This window comes from Aureibacter tunicatorum, from assembly GCF_036492635.1.
Classification (GTDB): domain Bacteria; phylum Bacteroidota; class Bacteroidia; order Cytophagales; family Cyclobacteriaceae; genus Aureibacter; species Aureibacter tunicatorum.
Window position 1 is genome coordinate 142,299 of record NZ_AP025305.1, and the last position, 22,792, is coordinate 165,090.

A 22,792-nucleotide genomic window follows, 5' to 3' on the forward strand; every position below is an offset into this window, starting at 1 on the left:
TTGTTGTCGGTATTGATTTCCTTCGCTTTGCGCGAAAAGCCTATGGCTGAAGTCTTAACGCAAAGCATTCCTCAAAATTACGATTATTCCTTCAATTTTTAGCTTAAAGGGTTCTATTTCATTGATTGATAGGCGACATTTGCCCAAAGCCAAATGAGAAATAGCATGCAAAGTGGAGTGGATATATTATCAAGACAGTTGAATTCGCCCTTGGAGAAGATTCAGGATAGCTTGTTGGAAGAGAAAGAAATTGAGCTTTATATCAAGCGCGATGATATGATACATCCTGAGATATCAGGCAACAAGTGGAGAAAGATGAAGTACAATGTCATTGAAGCCAGACAAAGCGGGTTTGACAAAATATTGACATTCGGTGGAGCGTATTCCAATCATATTTATGCGGCGGCGGCCTCAGGAAAAGCGTTTGGCTTGCAAACTATTGGAGTGATAAGAGGCGAGGAAACCTTGCCTTTGAATCCTACGCTGAATTTTGCCAAATCGGCTGGAATGGAATTGAAGCACGTAAGCAGGTCAGAATACAGAAATAAGCATACTGACGAGTTTGTAAGCAAATTGCGTGAAGAGTTTGGTGATTTTTATTTGGTGCCGGAAGGTGGGTCGAATGCTTTTGCCTTGCCTGGAGTGAAAGAGTTGGTAGATGAAATTGATGTTGATTTTGATATTATTTGCGCCGCTTGCGGTACAGGAGGAACAGTCGCTGGAATATGCGCTGGACTTAAAACGGGACAAAAGGCTTGGGGCTTTCCGGCTCTCAAGGGAGGAAGCTTTATTTATAATGAGGTTGATAGGCTTTTGAAAGAAGCGAAGTTGCCATCTTCTGGCAATTTGGAATTATTCACTGAGTTTCATTTTGGTGGCTATGCCAAATACAAGGTAGAGTTGATCGAGTTTATCAATGCTTTTAAAGTTAAACATGGGATACCCTTGGACCCTGTTTATACTGGCAAGATGATGTTTGGCTTGTATGAAAATATCAAAAAAGACATGCTTCCAAAAGGAAGCGTAGTGGTAGCAGTGCATACTGGCGGCTTGCAAGGCATTGATGGATTTAATGAAAGGTATGGAGCGTTGATCGAGTAATTTGCCGGTTTATGGATTGTAAGATTTGATAATGTTATCTACAATGATATCAGATGGCAGAATAGGTCGTTTCAACAAAATACCTTCCAAGCTAGTGCATCTGCTCAATGCAACATACGTTTGTCCATGCGCAAAACTTCCTGTTCCCAGATCAATGATGACATTATCAAAAGTTTTTCCTTGACTTTTGTGTATGGTGACTGCCCAGGCGAGTTTCAAAGGCATCTGGGTGAAATGTCCAATAGCCTCTCTTACGAATCGTCCGTTTTTGAATATGTACTTTGAAATTTCCCATGTATGAGGAAATACTTTTACTGCTTTGTTATTCTCTAATTTGACTTTGAGTCCATGTATATTTGAGCGAGCTTCTTCATCATAAGTGGTGATGAATTCTATAACGGTTCCAATAGTGCCATTCACCCACCTTTTGCTTGAGTCATTGTTGATAAACATGATTTGAGCGCCCTCTTTTACAATTATAGTTGAGTCATTGGGACGAAGAGAGCCAATATTGCCATGACTCACTGCATCGAAGATCATTTCGTCTTTTTTAATTGATGCTAGTTTAGCATGATTGATTCTGAGAGCGCTTTGATTTGTAGAGACGAGATTGATATAGTTTTTTTCGTTTGATGGCTTGATAGCGGATTGATATCGTTTATTGATGGCTGTCAGGCTTTTTTCATCTATTGAGCCTTTTCGAATTTTATTCAATAAATCAATGAAAGTTTGATCACTTTGTCTGTATACTTTATTGAGCTCTATGGTTTTAAGCTGAAAGCCAGGAGTGAATAAATCTTTGTCCTGAAAGAGTTTGGCTGAGAAGAAATAGGGCGATTGATAATGTTGGCAATAATATTTGAGATCATCTTGTTCTACGACAGGCGGCAATTGATATAGATCCCCAATAAAGATCATTCTTATTCCGCCGAAATATTTTTCTTCTTTTCTAGCTCTTTGCAAAAAAGTGTCAATAGCGTCAAGCAAATCAGCTCTGACCATGGATATTTCATCAATAATTATCGTATCAATATGTTGAAATTTGTGCAAATTTTGAGGAACTATTCTCATGTTTTTTGCTTCATCCAATTCATAGCCGGGTTTGAGTTTGAAAAATGAATGAATAGTATCCCCATTTACATTAATCGCCGCTATGCCAGTAGGGGCAAGCACTATGATGTTTTGGTTATTAATAGTTCGAATGTGGCTAAGTAAAGTCGACTTTCCCGTGCCAGCTTTTCCTGTAATGAATATATTCTCGCGGGTATTCTTAATCAAGTTGATAGCTTCACATGCTTCTTTAGAAAAGTCAATATTTTTTGTTGACATAATGATGATTGATATGTGAGAGATTTCTAGAAATGAAAATAATAAATATAGATATGATGGCTATAAGAAAAGTGAATTAGTGATTGAAGTTTTTATATCATTGGCCTGCATTTTGCTCCATTTAGCCTTGTTTAAATTTTTCATAAACAAATGTTTTTAAGCTATAGGCTTAGCTATTAAAAATAATGAAAGCATTCAATAGCACTTTTTTACTTCGATTAGCTGTGGCAATCATATTATTGGCCCACAGCATTTCAGGAATTTTCAACAACGGCATAAACGATTTTGGGACTTATTATTTAAATGAAATAGGTTTTTCACCATTTGGAGTGCCTTTGGCTTGGACAATTAAGTTGTCGCATATTATTGCCGCTCTTTGCTTGGCTTTTGAAAGATATGTCAAGCCTGCATCAATCTTTACTATTTTGATTCTTATCTCTGGAATTATTTTGGTCCATCTTAAAGAAGGTTGGTTTGTGGTTGGCGCGGGCCGGAATGGAATTGAGTTCAATTTTTTGTTGATTATCGCGCTTCTTACGATTATGTATCCTCAAGGAATTAAGAGCATGGCAATAATAGGCATAAAAAAAGGGACAAATAACGTTGTCCCTTAGTCCGTATAGAAAAATTAGTAAATCACATGTAAAACGCTAGTCCTTTGCATCTGTTCATCGTGTTGAATCCGCAGGTGGTCGTGGTTCCTTATCGGCGACCTGTCCGGGTCTTGTTGCGATCAGCGTTTTTTAATAAGAACTCAATATGCTTTTGATATTTTGCTCTTAATTATAATTACGCTTTAAGCAGGCATGGGTTTCAAGTCAATGATGATTTTTAGCGTATAAAAAAAGGAGCGATAAATTCGCTCCTTCTTAATATAGTAATATGAACTTGTTCGCATGTAAATCGCTGGTCTCTTACATCTGTTCGTCGTGTTGAATCCGCAGGTGGTCGTGGTTCCTTGCAGGCGACCTGTCCGGGTTTTGTTGTGATCAGCGGTTTAATTAATCGATATCTGTTTGACATCTTATTATTGTCTATGTTATTGATTATAAGTGGTTTATGTTTTTCAGAAATATTTTTTTGAGAGACAGATATTTTTTCCACATTGTTGAATGCATTGGCTTTTGATTTTTGGAAAGTATAAAAGACTTATCGACACGATGTGCATAAAGCCATGGATAAGTATTGAAAATTGGCTAGATTTCCATAATGAAATTCAAGAATTAAGTGCGCATCAAGTTTTGCTGTTGATAAATACTGCATGAAATGTTGATAAAGCGTATTTACTCATCGTATTTAAAATTTCTCATCATGTAAAAGAAAAAAGTTGCCCACAAATGTGTGGAAAACACAAAGTATAAAAAAGGCAAAAATTGTCGTTTTCGACTATATATTGATGCAATGAAATTCTGAATCAAACGCTGTTTGTGGCTCGAAATCGGTAGTAGAAAAATCCGAAGTTGTTGCAGTTGGTATTCTAAAAATCAGTTATTCATTTGAATCTAATTCTTTGATTATTTCAATACTTAATAAATTATTTTTCTTCAAATTAACTCAGATTATAGTTGGTAAAATAATATAAGAAGAAACTGGAATAGTTAGGTTTAGTTTAAGGCCTGTGTCGGTGCAAACTACATAATTGATTTTTGAACTGATGAATATGCTTAATCTTGCCGGATACTCCGGCGATCGTGGAGTTAAGTACACTTTGCATGCAAAGAAGTATATTCGATCCAACATACCCCCTTAGTCAGAAACTCTGGGGCATTTAAATTATGTATTGGCTTGCTTTTAAAGAGATTACAAGCGATAACACTTCAACGGAATCTTTTTTCTCAACGTCTGTTGCTAAAATTAGGGTTGGAATTAATAAACGCAATAAAATTGCCTTGTGATGATAAAGAGCTCTTGGGACAATAATTAATGAGGACATAAAAAAGGAGCGATGTACGTCGCTCCTCAGTCGTATATATGTAATAATCAATTCGTATGTAAAACGCTGGTCTCTTACATCTGTTCTTCGTGTTGAATCCGCAGGTGGTCGTGATTCCTTGTAGGCGACCTGTCCGGGTCATTTGGTGATCAGCGTTTTTTTCAAAGGTTTCAGAAATCCGTTTGATTAATTAGCCTTTGGTTATTGTTACGAGTCTGATTTACAGAGGTTTATGTTTTTGCTGTTTTTTCTCGAATATTCGTTTTTTTATTTCTTTAAGACTAGTATTTATTAATAATTTGCCATTTCGAAAGACTTCCTTAAGTTCCCCTGTGCTTTCATCGTCCCAATTCACTTGATCTACAAGCTTATATGCCCCATTCTCTTTAACAACTTTCAATAATCCCTTCGCTGATTTTTTGGTTCCATCATCCGTTATGGGATTTTTGAAAATCTCTCTTCCTTCACCATTTATTTCTCCATAAGTGGCTTTCATCGCAAAACCGAATGTATCTCTAGTATTGTACTGATAAGTAAATGAGCCAATACCAAATACCACGTTGGTAGAAGCAAAACCTTTAGCTTTCAACCTCTCACATATATCTTCAGCTCTTTCCAAAGTAATGCTGTCTCCGTAGATTGCCCCAATATGTGGATCGAGTTCTTTGTAACCTTTTCCATTTATAGTTCCACCGAAAGTATCCCAAAGCGATTCAATCACTCCTTTTTGCGCTGTTGAATTTTCGGCTGAAGGGTTTCCGCATATTATATCCGCAGGGTCTCCACTGTCAGGCCTGATGACCACTTTACCTTCTCTCGAAAGAATTTCTTCTTTAAGCTCTGGTAAATATTCATTCAATACTTTCCATAAATCCCAAGTATCGGAGACTATGGATACGATTCCTTTCGGATAAATTTCTTTTATCAATCTCACAAAAGTATCTTTCTCTCCTGTATCAGTTCCCATGCACATCACAGAGTGTTCTGTAGCGGATACAGAGCCTCCGATAATTTCCTTCTCACTATCAGCATTATAATATTGCTCCAAGAAGTCAATAGCTGGTATGGTGTCGGTGCCTTTAAATGAAAGCAAGTGTCCTGCCGCGCTGATTTGAGCTGCTTCAAGTCCTGCCATTCCTCTCATCGAAAAATCATGTCCTTGCCAGTCTGTAAACTCAGGGACAGATGACGTTTCTACTGCATATGAATCCAATAAACCTCTAAACTGCTTGGCGATAGTTGCTGAAGTACAAGGTAACCAAACAGTCGTTGATATCAATGTCTCGAAATAATTTGTCAGCCAAAAGAATTCAGGCTGAGTATTGTACATTGTAAACATTGGGACTCTCATAGGAACACTGACACCTTCAGGTAGCGCTTTGATTACTATAGGTATATATCCAAGTCTGTGAAGTGCTCTGATATGTTCTATCCCAACCGAACTTTCTCCTAAATAAGCATTTATTCTCCTCTGATACTTGTTGCAAACTTCGTCTTCAGACTTATTGAAAAAATTAGCTTGAAATTCGTCAAGTATATATCTTTTGATAAAATACTGAAGTCCAAAAAATACCACTTCATCTATGCCTTCCATACGGCTTTTTCTTGGTGTCCAATTAGAATAAACCAATGAGGTATTTTCAGGGTATTGTCTCCTGTGATCTACTTTGTATCCGTCTGTAAATAATAAAGGGTTCATTAGTGTAGTTTTTTGGGTTTCAATTTAAAAAGTAAGTGGAATTTGCTTTAGGCAATTTGTTTCTTCCAAGGTTTGGAATGAATCCGTGCAGAATATTTTTTCAAAATATTTATTCAGTTCATCAAATCCCCAGCTAAAAATGCCATGACTGACAGCTAGATATATTTTACCGGCATTTTTCTTCTTAAGCGCTTTTGCTATGCCGATAAATGTTCTTCCTCCGTCGCAAATATCGTCAACTACCAAGCAAGGTTTCCCTGCTAAATCATCCGCATAAACTTTAAACTCGGAAAGCTCTCTTGTATCAGGATTTCTTGATTTAGAGCATTCGATTACGTCAGTTATGGCTAGTTTTTCCGCCAAATGATGAATCTTCTTTGATGCTCCGCTGTCTGGTGCTATTAATGTTAATTCTTCATCAATATCTTCAATCACTGTTCTGATAAAATCACTATTATCAAGATTAACACAGTTATTGATCAATGCCGGACTCACATCCGAATGAGCATCAAATATCGTAACAGTATCAAAATTTTGAGCATTTATAAGATCAGCATAAACCTTAGCGGTAAGCGCTTCCCCTGATGAAGCTACTCTGTCTTGTCTCGCTCCCGGAAAATATGGAAGAATAAGCTCCAAGTTATTGACTTTCGCTCTTCTTAGCGCATCAACAGCGACTAACAACATTCCTATGTCATTAAATGATCTTATTCGTGTGGAAATAATTACAGATTTCAAATCAGTCAAATCCGATTTGATTTTGATATGTGGTTCACCTCCGGCAAATACAAAAGATTCGAAATCAATTGTTTGTTGGTTAGTAGTTGGGTTGAATTTTGAATCGAGATTTAGTATCATTTGCGTATGTTTTACACAAATATAAATCACAATAATTTAATTGCAAATTTATTTGCGTCTTTTTTACGCAAACTTAATTTCGAAGTGAATTCCTTGTTCTACAAGTTCTTTGTATTTCGTTTCATTAAAAGTAAATAGCTTTCCTGGTCTGCCACTTCCCGTTTGGTGAATTTTGTCTGTTTCATGCAGTATTCCAAAACTTAGAATTTTCTTTCTGAAGTTCCTTCTGTCGATTTTTTTCTGAAGAATAGATTGATACAATGCTTCTAAATCCGAAAAAGGAAATTCTTTATCTAATAGGTCAAAACCAACAGGTTGATAGTGAAGCTTGGATTGAAGCCTTCTGATGCCTGTGTTCAAAATATCAAGGTGGTCATACGCTAATTCAGGAATGTCGTCGAGCAAAAACCACTGAGCTGTTTCTGCGTCTGTATCAGCTTCCAACGTAAACTTAGAGGGATTGACAAGACCTAGGTGTGCAACGGAAATTACTTGTCCTCTTGGGTCTCGGTTCACTTGATCACCAAAAGTATAAAGCTGTTCGAGATAGTTTGTCCTCACTCCTGTTTCCTCTTTCAATTCTCTGAGAACAGCATCCTGCAAGCCTTCTCCATCCTTTACAAAACCTCCGGGAAGCGCCCACTTGCCTTGAAAAGGACCAAACTTTTGCTTGATCAGCAATATATAAATCTGTTTCTCTTTATAACCAAATACAACAGCATCAACAGCTATTCTGATGTTCTGATTTTGCTCCATGCGATAACCTTTGAATATAGAATGCAAATAAAGGCAAATATTTGAAATGTATGAAGTTCATTCAATATTGAACCGAATAAGGGTAAAGAATAAACTCATTGTCATCGATCAAGCGCTTATATTTTCAATAAAAATATTTAGATAAAAGCTGAATGCATTACACATTCAGCTTTGTTGTTAATTTTCTACTTCATCCACAATGTTTTCTTCTATATTCTCTTCAATTCGATTTTTTTCTTTAGCCTTGTTCCATTTTAAGTAAGCCATAGCTCCCAATAGCATGAGTCCTCCTGATGCCATAAATGCAATAATCTTGGTGATCATTCTGGCATTTTTAAGGTCAAAAGCAATTAGTTTGGAAAATGACAGTAAAAACAAAACAATCATCATTGCCTTATTTACTTTGATCTCAGTATCAACCAAGAAAAGAACTATAATGCTATGAACAAATAATAAAACAGTAAGCCAAGGAGTAAACATAAATTCACTTCCTATAACTTGTTCAACAATTAAAGTATATAATACAAAACTGAAAAAGTGAATGACTAAATCATCAAATTTGTACCTTAATCTATTTTGAATATATCTTATGTAATAATATATAGTAATCACTATGATCGAAAGCACTATATTAATGACGAAGTTATCTTTATTCATAACTATGATTGAGGATAAAATAGAAATCATACCACAAGCATAAAGCAAGTATTTTGAATCAGAAATTCCTCTGACTTTATTCTCTAATAATATCATCGCTGAAAAATATGCGGCTCCAATTGCAAAAGACACTTCAGGAGATAAATTAATCATTACAATCAGTATTCCCATTAGATTAACACCCCATCCAATGATTACAATCTTATTCAGGTAATTTAGATTGACCTTTCCTTGCCATTTATTTTCATAATTTTCTATTGCATAGATAACGCTTAAGATGACCAAATTAGCTATAATGCTATAATGATTAAGACCACTAAATACCACTGAAGCAATGAAAAACACATAAAATTGCATCTTAAGCAGCTTTTTGGTGTAGAACTTATTAATAACGTAAGCTACTGCTCCTGAAGTCAACATTATTATTCCCATCCACTCAAAATCAAGATGCCTGTACATCGTCTTGCCTATAGCCAGAGGAATTATATAAAAGAATAAATCTCTACAGAAGTCTAGGAAAGCATTCCCATCGACATCTTTTCCTAGTTTCTGGTAATACCATTTCATCCCCCATAAATTGAGCATGATAAATGCCGCTGACAATTTACCATACCCAGTTTGATCCCCCATGTAATAGCTGCCTACTTGTGAGAATGATAGTGACAAACCTCCAACAACAAGTATATTAGATATCAAACCAATTACCTCAATCGCATTTATTTTATACCTGACACCTAAGAATATTAGAATCAAAACAGGCAATTGAGCTAAAGGGTACATCCATTTTCCAAAAAAATGATGGATTACAAAAAGATAGATTAATGTAAAACATATATTTGTGTAGACCACTAATATCTTCATGAGAGATAATTCAAATTCAGTTGAACGCTTCCTATTTTTATAGATTAAAAAAGCTACTGCTGATATTGAAAACCCTAGTGTAAGAGAATGCCCTAATTGTAACATAAAGTTGCCGAACAGTATAGTGGAGAATAATTTCGTTAAAATTGTGGCTCCTCCGATTAATAAAATAATTAAAGCTTCTCTTCTGATCTTTGATAGTTCGAATAAATAGCCAGATATCAATAAAACTATTCCCTCAATCATCCATACCAATCCAATCAGATTTGGATGAATCAGAAAAGGAACAGACAAGGTAATACAAGCAGAGGCTATTAATATCAGGTAAAATTTAAATGATTTTGACAGGTTTCGCCACTTCAACACTAATAATGCTATGAATGGTATTGCATTTAACAAATAAATGCTTCCAATAGCTAATTCGCTTGTTTGGAATAGCATAAAAATATTTCCTGCCAACATGACTCCATTAGACGCAAAAAGAGTCAAATCGTTCTTCTCAAGAGTTTCTTTGAATTTTCCTTTGTCCCAAAACACTATATAGAAGAATAAATAAGCGTAAGCTTCGATCATCAATAATGTCAACACTCTTTGTGTGTAATCTCCATAAATATTTGCCGTTTCAAAGACAATCCCGCCAAGTATGAAAGTAATATAGATTAAGTTTTTCCATTGGATTTTATGCGCGGTTATTATAGATGCAATGGACAGTAATATCAGATATGCTAAAAAGAAAATCGAACTTCCGTCGGAAGGCAATATTAAAGGCATGCCAAGTCCTCCGGCAAGACTGATAAACGAAATTATCTTAGTTTCATAACGTATGGCTAATCCAAATGATAAAATTGTATTTACCACCATCATAATAAATGCAACTGTTGAAGAAAGTATTGCAGAGCCTTCTCCGCCAGAAGACATATAGTAAACTAATAGGTAGTTAAGCACAATTGCCAGACCCATTATTGAAGATGCGAAATCCCGATATTTTTGATCTTTATGATAGAGCTTGACCCCTCCTATGATCAATGAAGAAGAAAAAATCAAAGAAAGGCCTGATTTGATATAGCTGGCATATTCTCCAAAGAAATTGCTGAGTGAATATTGAAATAAAAAGCCAGCCCCAGATAAAAAGACCACTATACCCGCGACCGTCAGAAAAAATACAGGTAATTTATTTTCCTGTTTATATTCTTGGTAAAATCCTGTGACATAATCCTTCATTTCATATACTGGATGAAAAAATTCTGTCAAGAAAATATCAAAAGCAGAAGGCTCTTTTTCCTTAGGTTCCAAAAGCTCATTGCCTATTTCATCGTTTGGTGTGGAAATAATGGGTTTTGGAAGATTTACTGATGATTCAATCACTTCCTTCTTATCAGGTGTTTTTTCAGGTTTCAATGGATTTTCCACCTGTTTTTTTGTAGTCACTTCATCTACGATAAAGGACTTTTTAGTCTCCAAGGGCTTAGTGTTTAGCTTGGATTCAAGCGTGAATATCTTACTTTCAAGAGATAATATTCGATTATGATAATTATTCTTGATATCACCTAATTCAGATTTGATAAGCGATAGTTCTTTATTCAGGCATTGATTGCAAATGGGGTATTCATTTTCACTTATTTTGTTATTGCACTTTTCGCATTTGTCCATAATTTTAATTTAGGTTAAAAAAATATCAAAAATCTTTGATAATATTTATTCATAGGATGAACGTAATATCTACGAATAAGATTATTTTAAATTTTTTTTAGGATACTTTGTGTTGTTAGGCTAAAAAAAAGCCATTTCGATTTGAAATGGCGGTTTTAATAATATTGCGATTTGTATTTTTAGTTTCCTAGCTCCTTCACTGCCAGCCATGCCAATAAGCCAGCTCCTGTCTTTAGAGCTTCTTCGTCTATATCGAAGGTTGGTGTATGAACCGAAGAAGTGATTCCTTTTTCCTCATTGCGGATTCCAAGCCTGTAAAAGCAAGCTTTCATCTCTTGAGAATAATAAGCAAAATCTTCCGCCGCCATCCAAACATCAAGCTCTTTGACGTTTTCTCTGCCCATATATTCCACAGCCCATTCTTCAGCTCTGGAAGTTAGCTCTTCATCGTTTTTCAAGAATGGGTATCCAACCTGCAAATCAACTTCACAAGAACCTCCCATGCTTTCGGCTATTCCTTCAGCGATCTTTTTGATCTTCTTATGAGCATCAAATCTCCACTCTTCGTTTAGCGTCCTGAATGTGCCCTCTACATATACTTCTTCAGGGATTACATTTGTCGCTCCGTCAGCTATTACCTTTCCAAAAGACAATACAGATGGAACCTTTGGATCGCAATTACGGCTTACAATCTGTTGCATCGCAACGATGATATGAGAAGCGATTAATACCGGGTCCACATTCATCTCGGGCATAGCGCCATGCCCTCCTTTGCCTTTAACTCGAAGTCTGATTTCGTCAGCGGAAGCCATATACATTCCTTTTCTAAATCCTACAGTTCCCACAGGAAGCAAAGGCATTACATGCTGGCCGAATATCGCTTCAGGCTTGGGGTTTTCCAAAGCTCCGTCCTTGATCATCAATGATGCTCCACCAGGAAGAGATTCTTCTCCGGGTTGGAAGATCAGTTTAATAGTTCCTTCGAATTCATCTTTGACCCGAGTAAGGATTTTAGCCGCTCCCAATAATGAAGCTGTATGAACATCATGCCCACAAGCGTGCATTACGCCTTCAACGGATGATTTATAGCTAACATCATTTTGCTCTTTGATTGGCAATGCGTCTATATCACCTCTCAAAGCTATAATATTCTTCTCTGGATTCTTTCCTTCTATCACAGCTACCAAGCCTGTCTCCGCCTTGCGAACAGGGTTCAACCCCAAGTTTTTCAGTTTTTCTTCTATGAAGTCCGCTGTTTTGTATTCTTTGAATGACAACTCAGGGTTTTGGTGCAAATGTCTTCTGTCAGAGCGAATCTGTTCGAATGACTCCTCCGCTAATTCTTTGATCTTTTCTTTGAGATTCATGATATAATTGATTCGCTAATAGTTATTAGACTCTTCGTTTTCAGTGTTTTTCTCTTCTTCGCTTTCTTCTACTTCTGTTTTGATCACTTCAGGAACCAATATCGCGCTATGGTAGTGTTTTTTTATTTCCAGCAACAATGGATTAGCTTCCAATCTGTTGTAGAATTTTCCTACTTTAACTCTGTAGTTAGGTTGCTTCCACTGAAGATAAGGTTTTGCGGAAGGGAAAAACTCGTAAATCTGTTCTCTGATTTCGTTGGCCTCAGTTCTGCTTCCTCCCGAGTAGATTTGTATAGTATAATAGGTGCTTCCCTTTGATTGGTTGGACTTCGCAAAGTGATCGATTTGTCCTTGCAGCTCGCTATTGATATCGTTGATTGGCGCTCCGGTTTTAACTGTATTGGGTGTCGAAGCTGGTGCATTCACCTTTGGAGCTTTGATTTCCTTGGAATAATCAGGAATATACGCGTCTAGATTTTCACTATAGTTCTGCTGCACAGGAGCTACTTTGGGCGAACAAGAGTAAGCGAGAACAATGCAAAGCAAGATAAATGGGAATTTGATATTTTTCATGTTCTAAGTCTACTTGGAGTTAGGATTAGGTAAAAATAAAAAAAGGATTGCTATGTGAAGCAATCCTTTTGCGTTTTTTTAATGATTATGCTATTCTATGATCACGCATTTGCCATCTCTCAAGTCATTCTCCACAGACTTGAATTTTACATCTTCCTTTACGGTTCCGTCAGCGTACTGAACTTTTACACGATCGTTTCTGCCATGTACTTTTTCAGAGCGAACTGGTTGCTGTTTTGGAGCTGGTTCGCTTTCTTGGGAAGTGTTGGTGTTAAGCGCTGAATTTACTTCTTCTTTTTCTTCTGTATATTCTTGCTTCACCTGCTTTTGGCGATCTTCATGTACTTCAGTGGATTCCTGCACTGGAATAGTGGCTTTCATAAGGAAGGACACAAGCTCGCTATTCACTTTAGCCAAGAATTGCTTGAATAGCTCAAATGATTCGAATTTGTAGATCAAAAGCGGATCTTTTTGCTCATACACAGCATTTTGGACTGATTGCTTCAAGTCATCCATGTCTCTTAGATGCTCTTTCCATGTTTGGTCTATGATGGAAAGCGTGGCATTTTTCTCCAACGAGTCGATCAATGCTTTGCAATTGGTCTCAACGTTTTTCTCCAAGTTGGAAGAAATACCAATTTGCTTTTGTCCGTCAGTGAACGGCACTAAGATATCTCTTACTGTAGCTCCTCTCGTTTCAAATACTTGTTTGATAATAGGGAAGGCTCTTTCAGATATGGATTGGTTTTTAGCTTCATAGTTTGAAAGTGCTTTTTCATTCAATTGTTGAAGCAGAGCGCCTTTGTCAATTTTAGAGAATTCATCTGCTGAAATTGGCAACTCCAAGCCTAGCACTGTGGCAGTTTTGATTCTGAATGTTTCATAATCGTCAGAATCTTTGCACTCGTTCACTATATCGTCGCAAGTGTCATAGATGCTGTTAAGAATATCTACTTTAAGGCGTTCGCCATACAGAGCATTGCGGCGTCTCTTGTAAATTACTTCTCTTTGATGATTCATGATATCATCATACTCAAGAAGTCGCTTACGTATACCGAAGTTGTTTTCCTCTACTTTTTTCTGAGCTCTTTCGATAGACTTTGTAATCATGCTATGCTGGATTACCTCTCCTTCTTCAAGTCCAAGTCTATCCATCAATTTAGCGATTCTCTCAGAACCGAAAAGTCTCATCAAATTGTCCTCTAGAGATACGAAGAATTGCGAAGAACCAACATCTCCTTGACGACCGGCACGACCTCTAAGCTGTCTATCCACACGTCTTGATTCATGTCTTTCAGTACCGATAATCGCCAAACCGCCAGCTGCTCTAGATTCTTGGCTAAGCTTGATATCCGTACCACGACCCGCCATGTTTGTAGCGATGGTGACGGTGCCCGGCTGTCCAGCTAATGCTACCACATCCGCTTCTCTAGCGTGTTGCTTGGCATTAAGAACCTGGTGCTTGATTTTCTTCATCTGAAGCATTCTACTCAATAGCTCTGAGATCTCAACGGATGTCGTACCTACCAATACTGGTCTTCCCGCATTCGTAAGCTCAACGATCTCGTCAGCTACAGCATTGAATTTCTCCCTTACGGTTTTATATACTTTGTCTTCTCTATCGTCTCTTTGTATTTTCTTGTTTGTTGGAATCATCACCACATCCAACTTGTAGATTTCCCAAAGCTCTCCCGCTTCCGTCTCGGCAGTACCCGTCATACCAGATAGCTTATGGTACATACGGAAGTAGTTCTGAAGAGTCACAGTAGCGTATGTCTGCGTAGCATCCTCTACTTTTACATTTTCTTTCGCCTCCAAAGCTTGGTGAAGTCCATCAGAGAACCTTCTTCCATCCATCACACGACCAGTTTGCTCATCGACGATCATTACTTTGTCGTCTTGAACGATGTATTCCTGGTCTTTTTCAAATAGCGTGTATGCTTTAAGGAGCTGGTTTACCGAGTGAATTCTTTCCGCTTTCACAGAGTAGTCTCTGATGATCGCGTCTTTCTTTTCCACTCTGCTTGCCTCGTCCAGTTCGGTATCCTTGTCCAGCTTGTCGATTTCAATAGCTAGGTCAGGCATCACGAAGAAGTTAGGATCGCTTCCTTGGCCAGTGATAAGGTCGATACCTTTCTCCGTCATATCGATGGAGTTATGTTTTTCTTCGATGATGAAGTACAATGGCTCGTCAGCTTCAGGCATCAATCTGGCATTGTCAGCCAAGTAATAATTCTCCGTTTTTTGAAGAATCTGGCGAATGCCTTGCTCACTTAAGAATTTAATCAAAGGCTTATGCTTAGGCAAAGCTCTGTAGGCTCTGAACAAGGCCAAGCCTCCTTCGTTTTCGTCGCCTTCTTTGATTAGTTTTTTCGCTTCCAATAGGAATTGGGACGCTAATTTTCTCTGAGCGTCAACAAGCAAGGAAACACGAGGCTTAAGCTCATAAAATTCATGCTCGTCGCCTTTTGGTATTGGTCCGGAGATGATCAAAGGAGTTCTGGCATCATCAATCAATACCGAGTCAACTTCATCGACCATAGCGTAATGATGTCTCTTTCGCTGAACAAGCTCTTTGACTTCTCTAGTCATATTATCTCTCAGGTAGTCAAAACCGAATTCGTTGTTGGTACCATAAGTGATATCCGCTTGATAAGCGTTTCTTCTTTCCTCAGAATTAGGCTGATACTTGTCTATGCAGTCGATAGTAAGCTGGTGGAATTCAAATAGAGGAGCCATCCATTCGGAGTCACGCTTTGCCAAGTAATCATTGACAGTAACCACGTGCACGCCTCTTTTGGCCAATGCGTTAAGAAATGCAGGAAGCGTTGCCACGAGCGTTTTACCTTCACCCGTTGCCATTTCGGATATTTTACCTTGGTGAAGCACGATACCACCGATCAGCTGAACATCATAATGAACCATGTCCCAAGTAACTGTAGTGCCGGCAGCATCCCATTCATTGTGCCAAATCGCATAATCTCCGTCGATTTCCACATTATGCTTCATCGTAGCGATCTTGCGATCATGGATTGTGGCTTTCACTTTAAGGAATTTATTTTCCTTGTATCTTCTACCTGTTTCTTTTACTATGGCGAAAGCTTCTGGAAGTACTGTGTTTAGAACCTCCTCCAGCTTTTCATTCCGCTTATCTTCCAAGGAATCTATTTGATTGAATACTCCCTCCTTTTCGGTCAAGCTCATAGAAGGGTGCTCTTCTACCTTCTTGTGAAGTTCTTCTATGTTGTTGTCGATATCCTTAAGCGAGTCGTTGATTCGCTCGATGATATTTTGGGTTTTGTCCCTAAGTTCGTCATCCGAGAGGGAGGATAATTTGTCAAATTCAGCATTGATTTGATGCACAATCGGCCAAAGGGTTTTTATATCCCTTTCGGATTTTGTGCCAAAAATCTTTGCTATTCCTTTAGTGATCAGCTCCAGCATAGCTTTTTAATATTGTAATATCCTTATTTATTCTTTTATCATTAAATTCTTGCCTTTTAAAAAATTAAATTCGCAAATCGAAAATACTTGTATTGGCAAGGTATTTATTCAAACTCGTTATTTCAAAAAACATTCCTCGCTTCATTATCAGACATATTAGCAGATAACGTAGAAATTTCTGTTGAATATAGTCATAATTTGGCTGAGTGAGATAGCCCAGCGCTGTCAATATGTCATATTTCAATTTCTCCTTCGAATACTTTCTTCGCAGGACCTTGAAGGCAGATGTTCGTGTATCCATTTGCGTCGTAGTCGAAAGATATTTGCAAAGTTCCGCCTAGGGTTTGCACTGTAACCGGAGAAGTCATTTGCTTAGCAAAGTGGCAAACCAATACTACGCCTGTTACGCCTGTTCCGCAAGAGAGAGTTTCATCCTCTACACCTCTCTCATATGTTCTGACAAAAACTTCATGATCAGATAGTTTTTGAACGAAATTGACATTGGTTCCTCCTTTTGGAGCGAAATGCTCATTGTTGCGTATCGAGCGGCCCATTTCAAATACCGGATAATCTTTTACCTCATCCACAAATGCCACATAGTGAGGCGAGCCAGTATTGACATAATAGTCTCCATCGATTTCCTCTACTTTTTTGACATCGGGCATTCCAAGCTTGACTTCATCGTCATTGACTTGGGCTTTCAAACCTCCGTCTATAGTCATGAAGCTAGCTTTGTTGCCAACTATGCCTAAATGTCGAGCGAACATCACCGCTGACCTACACCCATTGCCGCATAGGCTTTTAGTGCCGTCGGCGTTGAAGTAAATCATCTCAAAATCGTAACCTTCAAGGGGTTGTATCAATATGAGCCCATCGGCTCCCACTCCAAACTTTCTGTCGCACAGACGCTTTACCAAAGAGACATTCTCTGATGCTATGGCCATGTCTCTATTGTCGATCATTACGAAATCGTTGCCTGTGCCTTGGTATTTATAAAATTTCAACTTTTGCATTCATTTCTAGTTATAATGCATAATGAGCTAGGCCCTAAAGGCCTAAAGTTCTCGATTTATTGTCATTATCGCAAAAGAAATCAGATACATTAATGAAAATGAAACATTCAAGACAGCAAAAAAATTCAGTGTCCTTTGGTGTGCTGTTGATTTTGTTAATAGCGGGCATTTTTTGTTTGCTCGCGGTGTCGCTGGACAAGGCACCGGTCTTCAAGGGCAATGAAAACAGCAAGGGTATTTCCAAAGCGACATTGGTGGAAAAGTATTCGGAAAATTATCAGCAAGGCAATTTGCCTGACGAGCATAAGTATGTTTTTGTCTTTGAAATGGATGACGGCAGCGATTTGATTTATCAGTCAAGCCAGCTAGATCAACAAATATATCAAGAGTTCAAGTTGGGGGATAAATTGCTGTTGAAATACAATACCGTGGAACAAAGCTATGATTTGGTAGGCTTGGCGCCTAACGAAAGCTCCAACTATATGATATGGGTAGGGTTGGCGCTGATGCTCGTGGGCATTGTGCAGTTTTTGGTAATAAGAAACACAGGCCAAAAGCGTGAAGGAATTTAATCCTATTTCGGCCTGTGTTATCAATATTGTCTAAGCTTTGACTCTGTCTTTAAGCGTTTCAATTGCCGTTTCGATTCTCTGTGAAATAGTTTCTTTGCCTAGTATTTCCAAAGTCAGCATAAGATCCGCTCCAGCGCCAGAACCTGAGACCGCGAGTCTCAAGGCTTGCATCACACGGCCCATCTTAATGCCCATTTTCTCCAAAGTATCATTCAGTATGCTATGAGCGCTATCTCTGTCTATTGCGCCCTCATGAGCTTTAAGCGCTTCTGAATAAGCGCTAAGCAGGTCTACAGCTTCTTGCGTCCACTTTTTCTTTACTACTTTTTCATCATATTCTTGCGGAGCGATGAAGAAGTACTGTCCTTTTGTCCATAATTCTTGCGGAAAAGTTACCCTTTCTTTAAGAGCCTCGCAGATTTTCTCGGCTTTCTCTTGGTCGCATTCTATATTTTGCTCCGCTAGAGACTTAAGAAGGTACTTCGAAAGCTCAGCGTTGGATTTTCTCTTGATATATTGCTCGTTGAACCATTGTCCTTTCTCAATATCGAACTTGGCTCCTGCTTTGATGATTCTGTCAAGAGAGAATGCATTGGCCAAATCTTCCATATTGAAATAAAGCTCGCTATTGTCTCCAGGATTCCATCCAAGCAGTGAAATAAAGTTCACAAGCGCGTCAGGCAGGTAGCCTTGCTCTCTGAATCCCATGGTTATATTTCCACTTTGAGGATCTTTCCATTCTAGTGGAAAAACAGGGAATCCATGCTTGTCGCCATCTCTTTTGCTCAATTTTCCATTTCCGTCTTTTTTTAACAAAAGCGGCAAGTGGCAGAACTTAGGCGGTTCCCAACCAAAATATTCATAAAGCAAAACGTGTATAGGAGCTGAAGGCAACCACTCTTCTCCTCTGATAACATGTGAGATATTCATCAAATGATCATCCACAATATTTGCAAGGTGGTAAGTTGGAAGACCATCGGATTTTAACAAAACTTTATCGTCCAGTTCGCTAGTGTTGATGACAACCCATCCCCTTACTTCGTCATGGAATCGAACATCTTCTTTTTTCGGAACTTTAAGCCTAATGACATATGGGGCGCCTGAAGCAAGTCTTTGCTCGACTTCTTCTCTAGGCAATGTCAGAGAGTTTTTCATTGTCATTCTAGTGATGACATTGTATTTAGGGTGAGCGATTCTAGCCGCAGTCAGTCGCTCGCGCATTTCTTCCAGCTCTTCAGCAGTATCAAAGGCATAGTAAGCTTTGCCTTCATCGATAAGCTTTTGGACATGTTCTCGGTATATTTCAGGTCTTTCTGATTGACGATAAGGTCCATATTCGCCTCCTACGCCTTGTCCTTCGTCCACTTTGATACCGCACCAATTCAGTGCTTCAATGATGTATTCTTCAGCGCCAGGAACAAATCTGCTTTGGTCAGTGTCTTCAATTCTAAGAATGAATTTTCCATTGTTTTTCTTAGCAAACAAATAGTTGTATAGTGCAGTTCTCACTCCACCAATATGCAAAGGTCCTGTAGGACTTGGAGCAAAACGAACGCGTACTTCTTTTTCCATTATCGAAAATCAATATATGATGAATTATACCTGTCGCTAAATAACAAAATACTTCATTAAGCGACAATTAGAGTCGCAAATTTAATAGTTATTCGAATAAATATATACTGTATGGTTAATTGTTTGCGAAGCGTCGAGCCTGATAATAACATTGCCGATTAACCTTTATTGCCATTAAGGTTCGATTTATGCTTTGAATGAATTAATTTGGATTTGCAAAACATCTAAAAAGTGAAAAGAGGATGAAAAGAATATTTTTAGGACTTGCTTTGGCAGGAATGATTTTCTCATGCGAAAACAAGCAAAAACCGCAAAATGAAACTGCTGGAGACCATTTTGAAATTAATGGAACTACTAGCGTCATTCCGGACAGTACCATGGTATTGTTGAAAAAGCATAAAGGAGGACATAGCTTTGAGAAGTTGGATTCTGCGATGGTGCTGAATGGTAAATTCAGATTGAATGGAAAGCTGGAGTCTCCGGACCGTTTGTATTTGGATCTAGGGAAAAACCAACAGTTAGGTTTGTTCATGGGCAATGAAGTGGTGAATGTTGCGATCGATGATGCGAATATCGCTAATGCGGAGATTACCGGCTCAAAATCTCAAAATGACTATCAGTCATATTTGAAAGCGGTTAAGCCTTACGCTGATAAGAAGTCTTTATTGGAAAATGAGTATTACGACGCGCAGCAAAAAAATGACACAGCGGCTTTGAATAAAGTGAATGCATTGTATGAAGAAACAATCGCAGACGAGCAAAAGGTTATTGAGCAGTGGATAAAAGAGCATCCAGCGTCTTATATTTCAGCGGTGGCTATAAGAGAGCAATTGATTTATCAGTTGGACTACAACGAGCTGAATGATATGTTGAAAATACTTTCGCCTGAGGTTCTGAAGACGGAAGCTGGAGAAAGTTTATCGGAAAGAAGAGACGTGTTGTCGAAAGTAGCCGTTGGCCAGATGGCTCCTGACTTTACATTGAATACGCCTGATGGCCAATCTCTTTCCTTGTCATCTTTAAGAGGAAATCCTGTATTGATTGATTTTTGGGCTTCTTGGTGTCCTCCATGCAGAAAAGAAAATCCAAACTTGGTGAAAACATTTAACTTGTATAAAGACAAGGGGCTTCAGATCATAGGAGTATCATTGGATACTAGCCTTGACAAGTGGAAAAAGGCTATCGCCGATGATCATATCAATTGGTATCAAGTTTCAGATTTGCAAGGATGGAAAAGTCCGGTAGTGGCTAAGTATGGAGTGATTTCAATTCCTCATACTGTTTTGTTGGATTCTGATGGAAAGATCGTAGCTAAAAATTTACATGGCGAGAAACTTAAGAAAGAGTTGGATAAGCTACTTTCTTTGAATCAATAGTCGCGATCTAATATTATAAAAAAGGTCGCTTTCTGGACAGGAAGCGACCTTTTTTCTTATCAAGTAATAATTGTTTTTTTCTTCAGTTTATTTCTGTAAGCATTGAATATTCCTGACTTGGAAATGATGCCGTAGTATTTTCCATCTTTGATCACAGGCAAATTCCAAGAGCCGGTTCTTTGAAACTTATTGATGGCTGATTTCATTGATTCGTCAGGAGATATGGTTGCTGGAGGCTTGTGCATAATCGTGTTAACGACAAGGTTGCATCTTTTTTCCTCGTCAAACATTTTTTCCCTAATGTCATCCAATGTGATAATTCCCAAAAGCTGGCCTTCTTCGTCAATGACTGGAAAGATATTTCTTTTCGAGACTTTAACGAGCTCTACCAAGTCGCCCAGTGTTGAATGTGATTTGATTGTTTTCAAATCGCGCTCAACAATTTTTTGCAATTGTATTTTGTCCAATACCGCTCCGTCTTTATCATCTTGAAAAAGCTGCCCTCTCTCGATGAGTTTTTTGGTATAGATAGAATATTTTTCAAAATATGAAATTGTGCTGAAGGAAATTGCTGATACAAGCATTAGCGGCAGGAATAGCGTATATCCTCCTGTAATTTCAGCTATCAAAAATATTCCCGTCAATGGTGCATGCAATACGCCCGCCATAACACCGCACATGCCTACAAGCGTAAAATTGCTGAGACTGGCGATATTTTCTCCTGCGATAAAATTAGTAGTTAGAGCGACAAAGAAGCCTGTGACTCCACCTAAGAACATGGACGGAGCAAATACTCCACCACAACCGCCACCGCCAATAGTAAGCGAAGTAGCCACTGGCTTAAGTAATATGATCGCCAATAAGCTAAGTATGATAAAGGCTTGAGCGAATTCTCCTTGATACAAATAGTGGTATTTGCCAAATACATCCAAAGCATTGCCGTTCAAAAGCATTTTGATAGAATCATATCCTTCGCCGTATAGCGATGGAAGAACGAAAACCAGTATGCCAATGGATAAACCGGCAATTAATGCTCTCAGCAAATAATTTTTTATTCTTTTGATGCGAGGCTCTACATAATATGTCACTCTGGTAAAGTAAAGCGATACAAATCCGCTGATAACGCCAAGCAGTATGTACAGAGGCGTATCTGATGCGGCGAAAGGGTCTTGCAACTTAAACGAGAAAAGAACATCGGACCCCAATAAACCTAATGATACCAAAGCTCCGCATACAGACGATATCAAAAGCGGAATGAATGATGAAATCGAGACATCAGCGAGTATACACTCTATCGCGAATATCACACCCGCTATTGGTGAATAGAATATGGATGAGATCGCGCCTGCGGCTCCGCATCCTATCAATAATGACCTTCTATTATAATCCAAATGGGTAATTCTGCCTATATTGGATCCTATTGCGGATCCTGTCACCACAATCGGAGACTCCAACCCCACGGATCCTCCAAACCCTACAGTAATAGCGCTGAAGACCAACGAAGTCCATTGTTTCTTCGGAGGAACTTTGCTTGACTTTTGAGATATATTATAAAGTATGCCAGACACACCATGCCCGAGCTTTTCTTTCACAACATATCTGGATAGAATTACAGTGAGTATGATCCCTATGGAAGGGAAAAATATATATCTCCAATCATCCCAAATATTATCGGTATCTGATTGAAGCCAATTATGGATGAAGTGCACTGACTCTTTAAGCACTACGGCTGCTAAGCCCGCTAAAACTCCTACAACACCACTGACGAGTAAAGTGAAATTTTTATTGTTTATGTGTTTTACACGCCAAAATAAAAACCTTTTCAGCATCTTTTTTTAACAGTCTTTGCCTTTGCTTAAGCTTTATAATATAATTTTCTATGATCCTTTGATTAAAGAAACGCTAGTTACGCAAATTTCACTAATAATTTTTAAGAATAGTATGATTTTTATCCATTCTATGCGTGGTAGTGAGTCCTTTACTCATAACCCTTAAAAAGAGGAAATATTTTTTTAAAAGGATATTATTTTC

The 22,792-nt window shown here is 38.2% G+C and carries 15 protein-coding genes; 4 read left to right on the forward strand and 11 right to left on the reverse strand.

The genetic code is table 11. The annotated features are described in order from the left end of the window. Positions 1-165 precede the first annotated feature (165 nt). Positions 166-1,101, forward strand: a complete 936-nt coding sequence (locus AABK36_RS00550) for a 1-aminocyclopropane-1-carboxylate deaminase/D-cysteine desulfhydrase (RefSeq protein ID WP_338390305.1) — start codon at positions 166-168, stop codon at positions 1,099-1,101. Positions 1,102-1,110: 9 nt separating this feature from the next. Here the strand turns inward: AABK36_RS00550 and AABK36_RS00555 are convergent, their stop codons facing one another. Continuing rightward, positions 1,111-2,430, reverse strand: a complete 1,320-nt coding sequence (locus AABK36_RS00555; RefSeq protein WP_309937064.1) for an ATP-dependent DNA helicase — start codon at positions 2,428-2,430, stop codon at positions 1,111-1,113. Positions 2,431-2,615: 185 nt separating this feature from the next. Between AABK36_RS00555 and AABK36_RS00560 the strand changes: the two genes are divergently transcribed. Beyond that, entirely contained in the window at positions 2,616-3,044 is a 429-nt protein-coding gene (locus tag AABK36_RS00560; protein WP_309937065.1) for a DoxX family protein, read from the forward strand. A 1,539-nt stretch (positions 3,045-4,583) separates the two neighbouring features. Here the strand turns inward: AABK36_RS00560 and AABK36_RS00565 are convergent. From AABK36_RS00565 to dapF, 8 genes are all read right to left on the reverse strand, one after another. Then, complete coding sequence (locus AABK36_RS00565; RefSeq protein WP_309937066.1) at positions 4,584-6,062, reverse strand: nicotinate phosphoribosyltransferase; 1,479 nt, start codon at positions 6,060-6,062, stop codon at positions 4,584-4,586. A 24-nt stretch (positions 6,063-6,086) separates the two neighbouring features. Further along, on the reverse strand, positions 6,087-6,920 hold the full coding sequence (prs, locus tag AABK36_RS00570) for a ribose-phosphate diphosphokinase (protein WP_309937067.1): 834 nt from the start codon (positions 6,918-6,920) through the stop codon (positions 6,087-6,089). Between the two features lie 63 nt (positions 6,921-6,983). Beyond that, the gene (locus AABK36_RS00575) at positions 6,984-7,676 is read right to left on the reverse strand and encodes an NUDIX hydrolase (protein ID WP_309937068.1); all 693 of its coding nucleotides are present in this window, start codon (positions 7,674-7,676) and stop codon (positions 6,984-6,986) included. A gap of 177 nt (positions 7,677-7,853) precedes the next feature. Next, positions 7,854-10,844 (reverse strand): DUF2339 domain-containing protein, encoded by a 2,991-nt coding sequence (locus AABK36_RS00580; RefSeq protein ID WP_309937069.1) that lies wholly within the window; start codon positions 10,842-10,844, stop codon positions 7,854-7,856. Between the two features lie 179 nt (positions 10,845-11,023). Beyond that, entirely contained in the window at positions 11,024-12,211 is a 1,188-nt protein-coding gene (locus AABK36_RS00585; RefSeq protein ID WP_309937070.1) for a M20 metallopeptidase family protein, read from the reverse strand. Between the two features lie 15 nt (positions 12,212-12,226). Further along, on the reverse strand, positions 12,227-12,784 hold the full coding sequence (locus AABK36_RS00590; protein ID WP_309937071.1) for an SPOR domain-containing protein: 558 nt from the start codon (positions 12,782-12,784) through the stop codon (positions 12,227-12,229). Between the two features lie 90 nt (positions 12,785-12,874). After that, a complete protein-coding gene (gene secA / locus AABK36_RS00595) occupies positions 12,875-16,228 on the reverse strand; it encodes a preprotein translocase subunit SecA (protein ID WP_309937072.1) in 3,354 nt (1,117 codons plus the stop codon). A gap of 233 nt (positions 16,229-16,461) precedes the next feature. After that, positions 16,462-17,241, reverse strand: a complete 780-nt coding sequence (gene dapF / locus AABK36_RS00600; protein WP_309937073.1) for a diaminopimelate epimerase — start codon at positions 17,239-17,241, stop codon at positions 16,462-16,464. Between the two features lie 98 nt (positions 17,242-17,339). On the opposite strand from dapF, the gene AABK36_RS00605 reads away from it, so the two are divergent. After that, the gene (locus AABK36_RS00605; RefSeq protein WP_309937074.1) at positions 17,340-17,813 is read left to right on the forward strand and encodes a hypothetical protein; all 474 of its coding nucleotides are present in this window, start codon (positions 17,340-17,342) and stop codon (positions 17,811-17,813) included. A 30-nt stretch (positions 17,814-17,843) separates the two neighbouring features. On the opposite strand, the gene gltX is transcribed toward AABK36_RS00605, so the two are convergent. Then, the gene (gltX, locus tag AABK36_RS00610; RefSeq protein WP_309937075.1) at positions 17,844-19,385 is read right to left on the reverse strand and encodes a glutamate--tRNA ligase; all 1,542 of its coding nucleotides are present in this window, start codon (positions 19,383-19,385) and stop codon (positions 17,844-17,846) included. Between the two features lie 242 nt (positions 19,386-19,627). On the opposite strand from gltX, the gene AABK36_RS00615 reads away from it, so the two are divergent. Further along, complete coding sequence (locus AABK36_RS00615; protein WP_309937076.1) at positions 19,628-20,761, forward strand: redoxin family protein; 1,134 nt, start codon at positions 19,628-19,630, stop codon at positions 20,759-20,761. A gap of 59 nt (positions 20,762-20,820) precedes the next feature. On the opposite strand, the gene AABK36_RS00620 is transcribed toward AABK36_RS00615, so the two are convergent. Next, entirely contained in the window at positions 20,821-22,590 is a 1,770-nt protein-coding gene (locus AABK36_RS00620; RefSeq protein WP_309937077.1) for a chloride channel protein, read from the reverse strand. Between the last annotated feature and the right edge of the window lie 202 nt (positions 22,591-22,792).

Excerpts from the sequence above, each read along its gene's own strand:
- AABK36_RS00590 (WP_309937071.1), bottom strand. The coding sequence starts at position 12,784 with ATGAAAAATATCAAATTCCCATTTATCTTGCTTTGCATTGTTCTCGCT.
- AABK36_RS00550 (WP_338390305.1), top strand. The coding sequence starts at position 166 with ATGCAAAGTGGAGTGGATATATTATCAAGACAGTTGAATTCGCCCTTG.
- AABK36_RS00555 (WP_309937064.1), bottom strand. The coding sequence starts at position 2,430 with ATGTCAACAAAAAATATTGACTTTTCTAAAGAAGCATGTGAAGCTATC.
- AABK36_RS00565 (WP_309937066.1), bottom strand. The coding sequence starts at position 6,062 with ATGAACCCTTTATTATTTACAGACGGATACAAAGTAGATCACAGGAGA.
- AABK36_RS00575 (WP_309937068.1), bottom strand. The coding sequence starts at position 7,676 with ATGGAGCAAAATCAGAACATCAGAATAGCTGTTGATGCTGTTGTATTT.
- secA (WP_309937072.1), bottom strand. The coding sequence starts at position 16,228 with ATGCTGGAGCTGATCACTAAAGGAATAGCAAAGATTTTTGGCACAAAA.
- AABK36_RS00560 (WP_309937065.1), top strand. The coding sequence starts at position 2,616 with ATGAAAGCATTCAATAGCACTTTTTTACTTCGATTAGCTGTGGCAATC.
- AABK36_RS00580 (WP_309937069.1), bottom strand. The coding sequence starts at position 10,844 with ATGGACAAATGCGAAAAGTGCAATAACAAAATAAGTGAAAATGAATAC.
- AABK36_RS00605 (WP_309937074.1), top strand. The coding sequence starts at position 17,340 with ATGAAACATTCAAGACAGCAAAAAAATTCAGTGTCCTTTGGTGTGCTG.
- prs (WP_309937067.1), bottom strand. The coding sequence starts at position 6,920 with ATGATACTAAATCTCGATTCAAAATTCAACCCAACTACTAACCAACAA.
- dapF (WP_309937073.1), bottom strand. The coding sequence starts at position 17,241 with ATGCAAAAGTTGAAATTTTATAAATACCAAGGCACAGGCAACGATTTC.
- AABK36_RS00620 (WP_309937077.1), bottom strand. The coding sequence starts at position 22,590 with ATGCTGAAAAGGTTTTTATTTTGGCGTGTAAAACACATAAACAATAAA.
- AABK36_RS00615 (WP_309937076.1), top strand. The coding sequence starts at position 19,628 with ATGAAAAGAATATTTTTAGGACTTGCTTTGGCAGGAATGATTTTCTCA.
- gltX (WP_309937075.1), bottom strand. The coding sequence starts at position 19,385 with ATGGAAAAAGAAGTACGCGTTCGTTTTGCTCCAAGTCCTACAGGACCT.
- AABK36_RS00585 (WP_309937070.1), bottom strand. The coding sequence starts at position 12,211 with ATGAATCTCAAAGAAAAGATCAAAGAATTAGCGGAGGAGTCATTCGAA.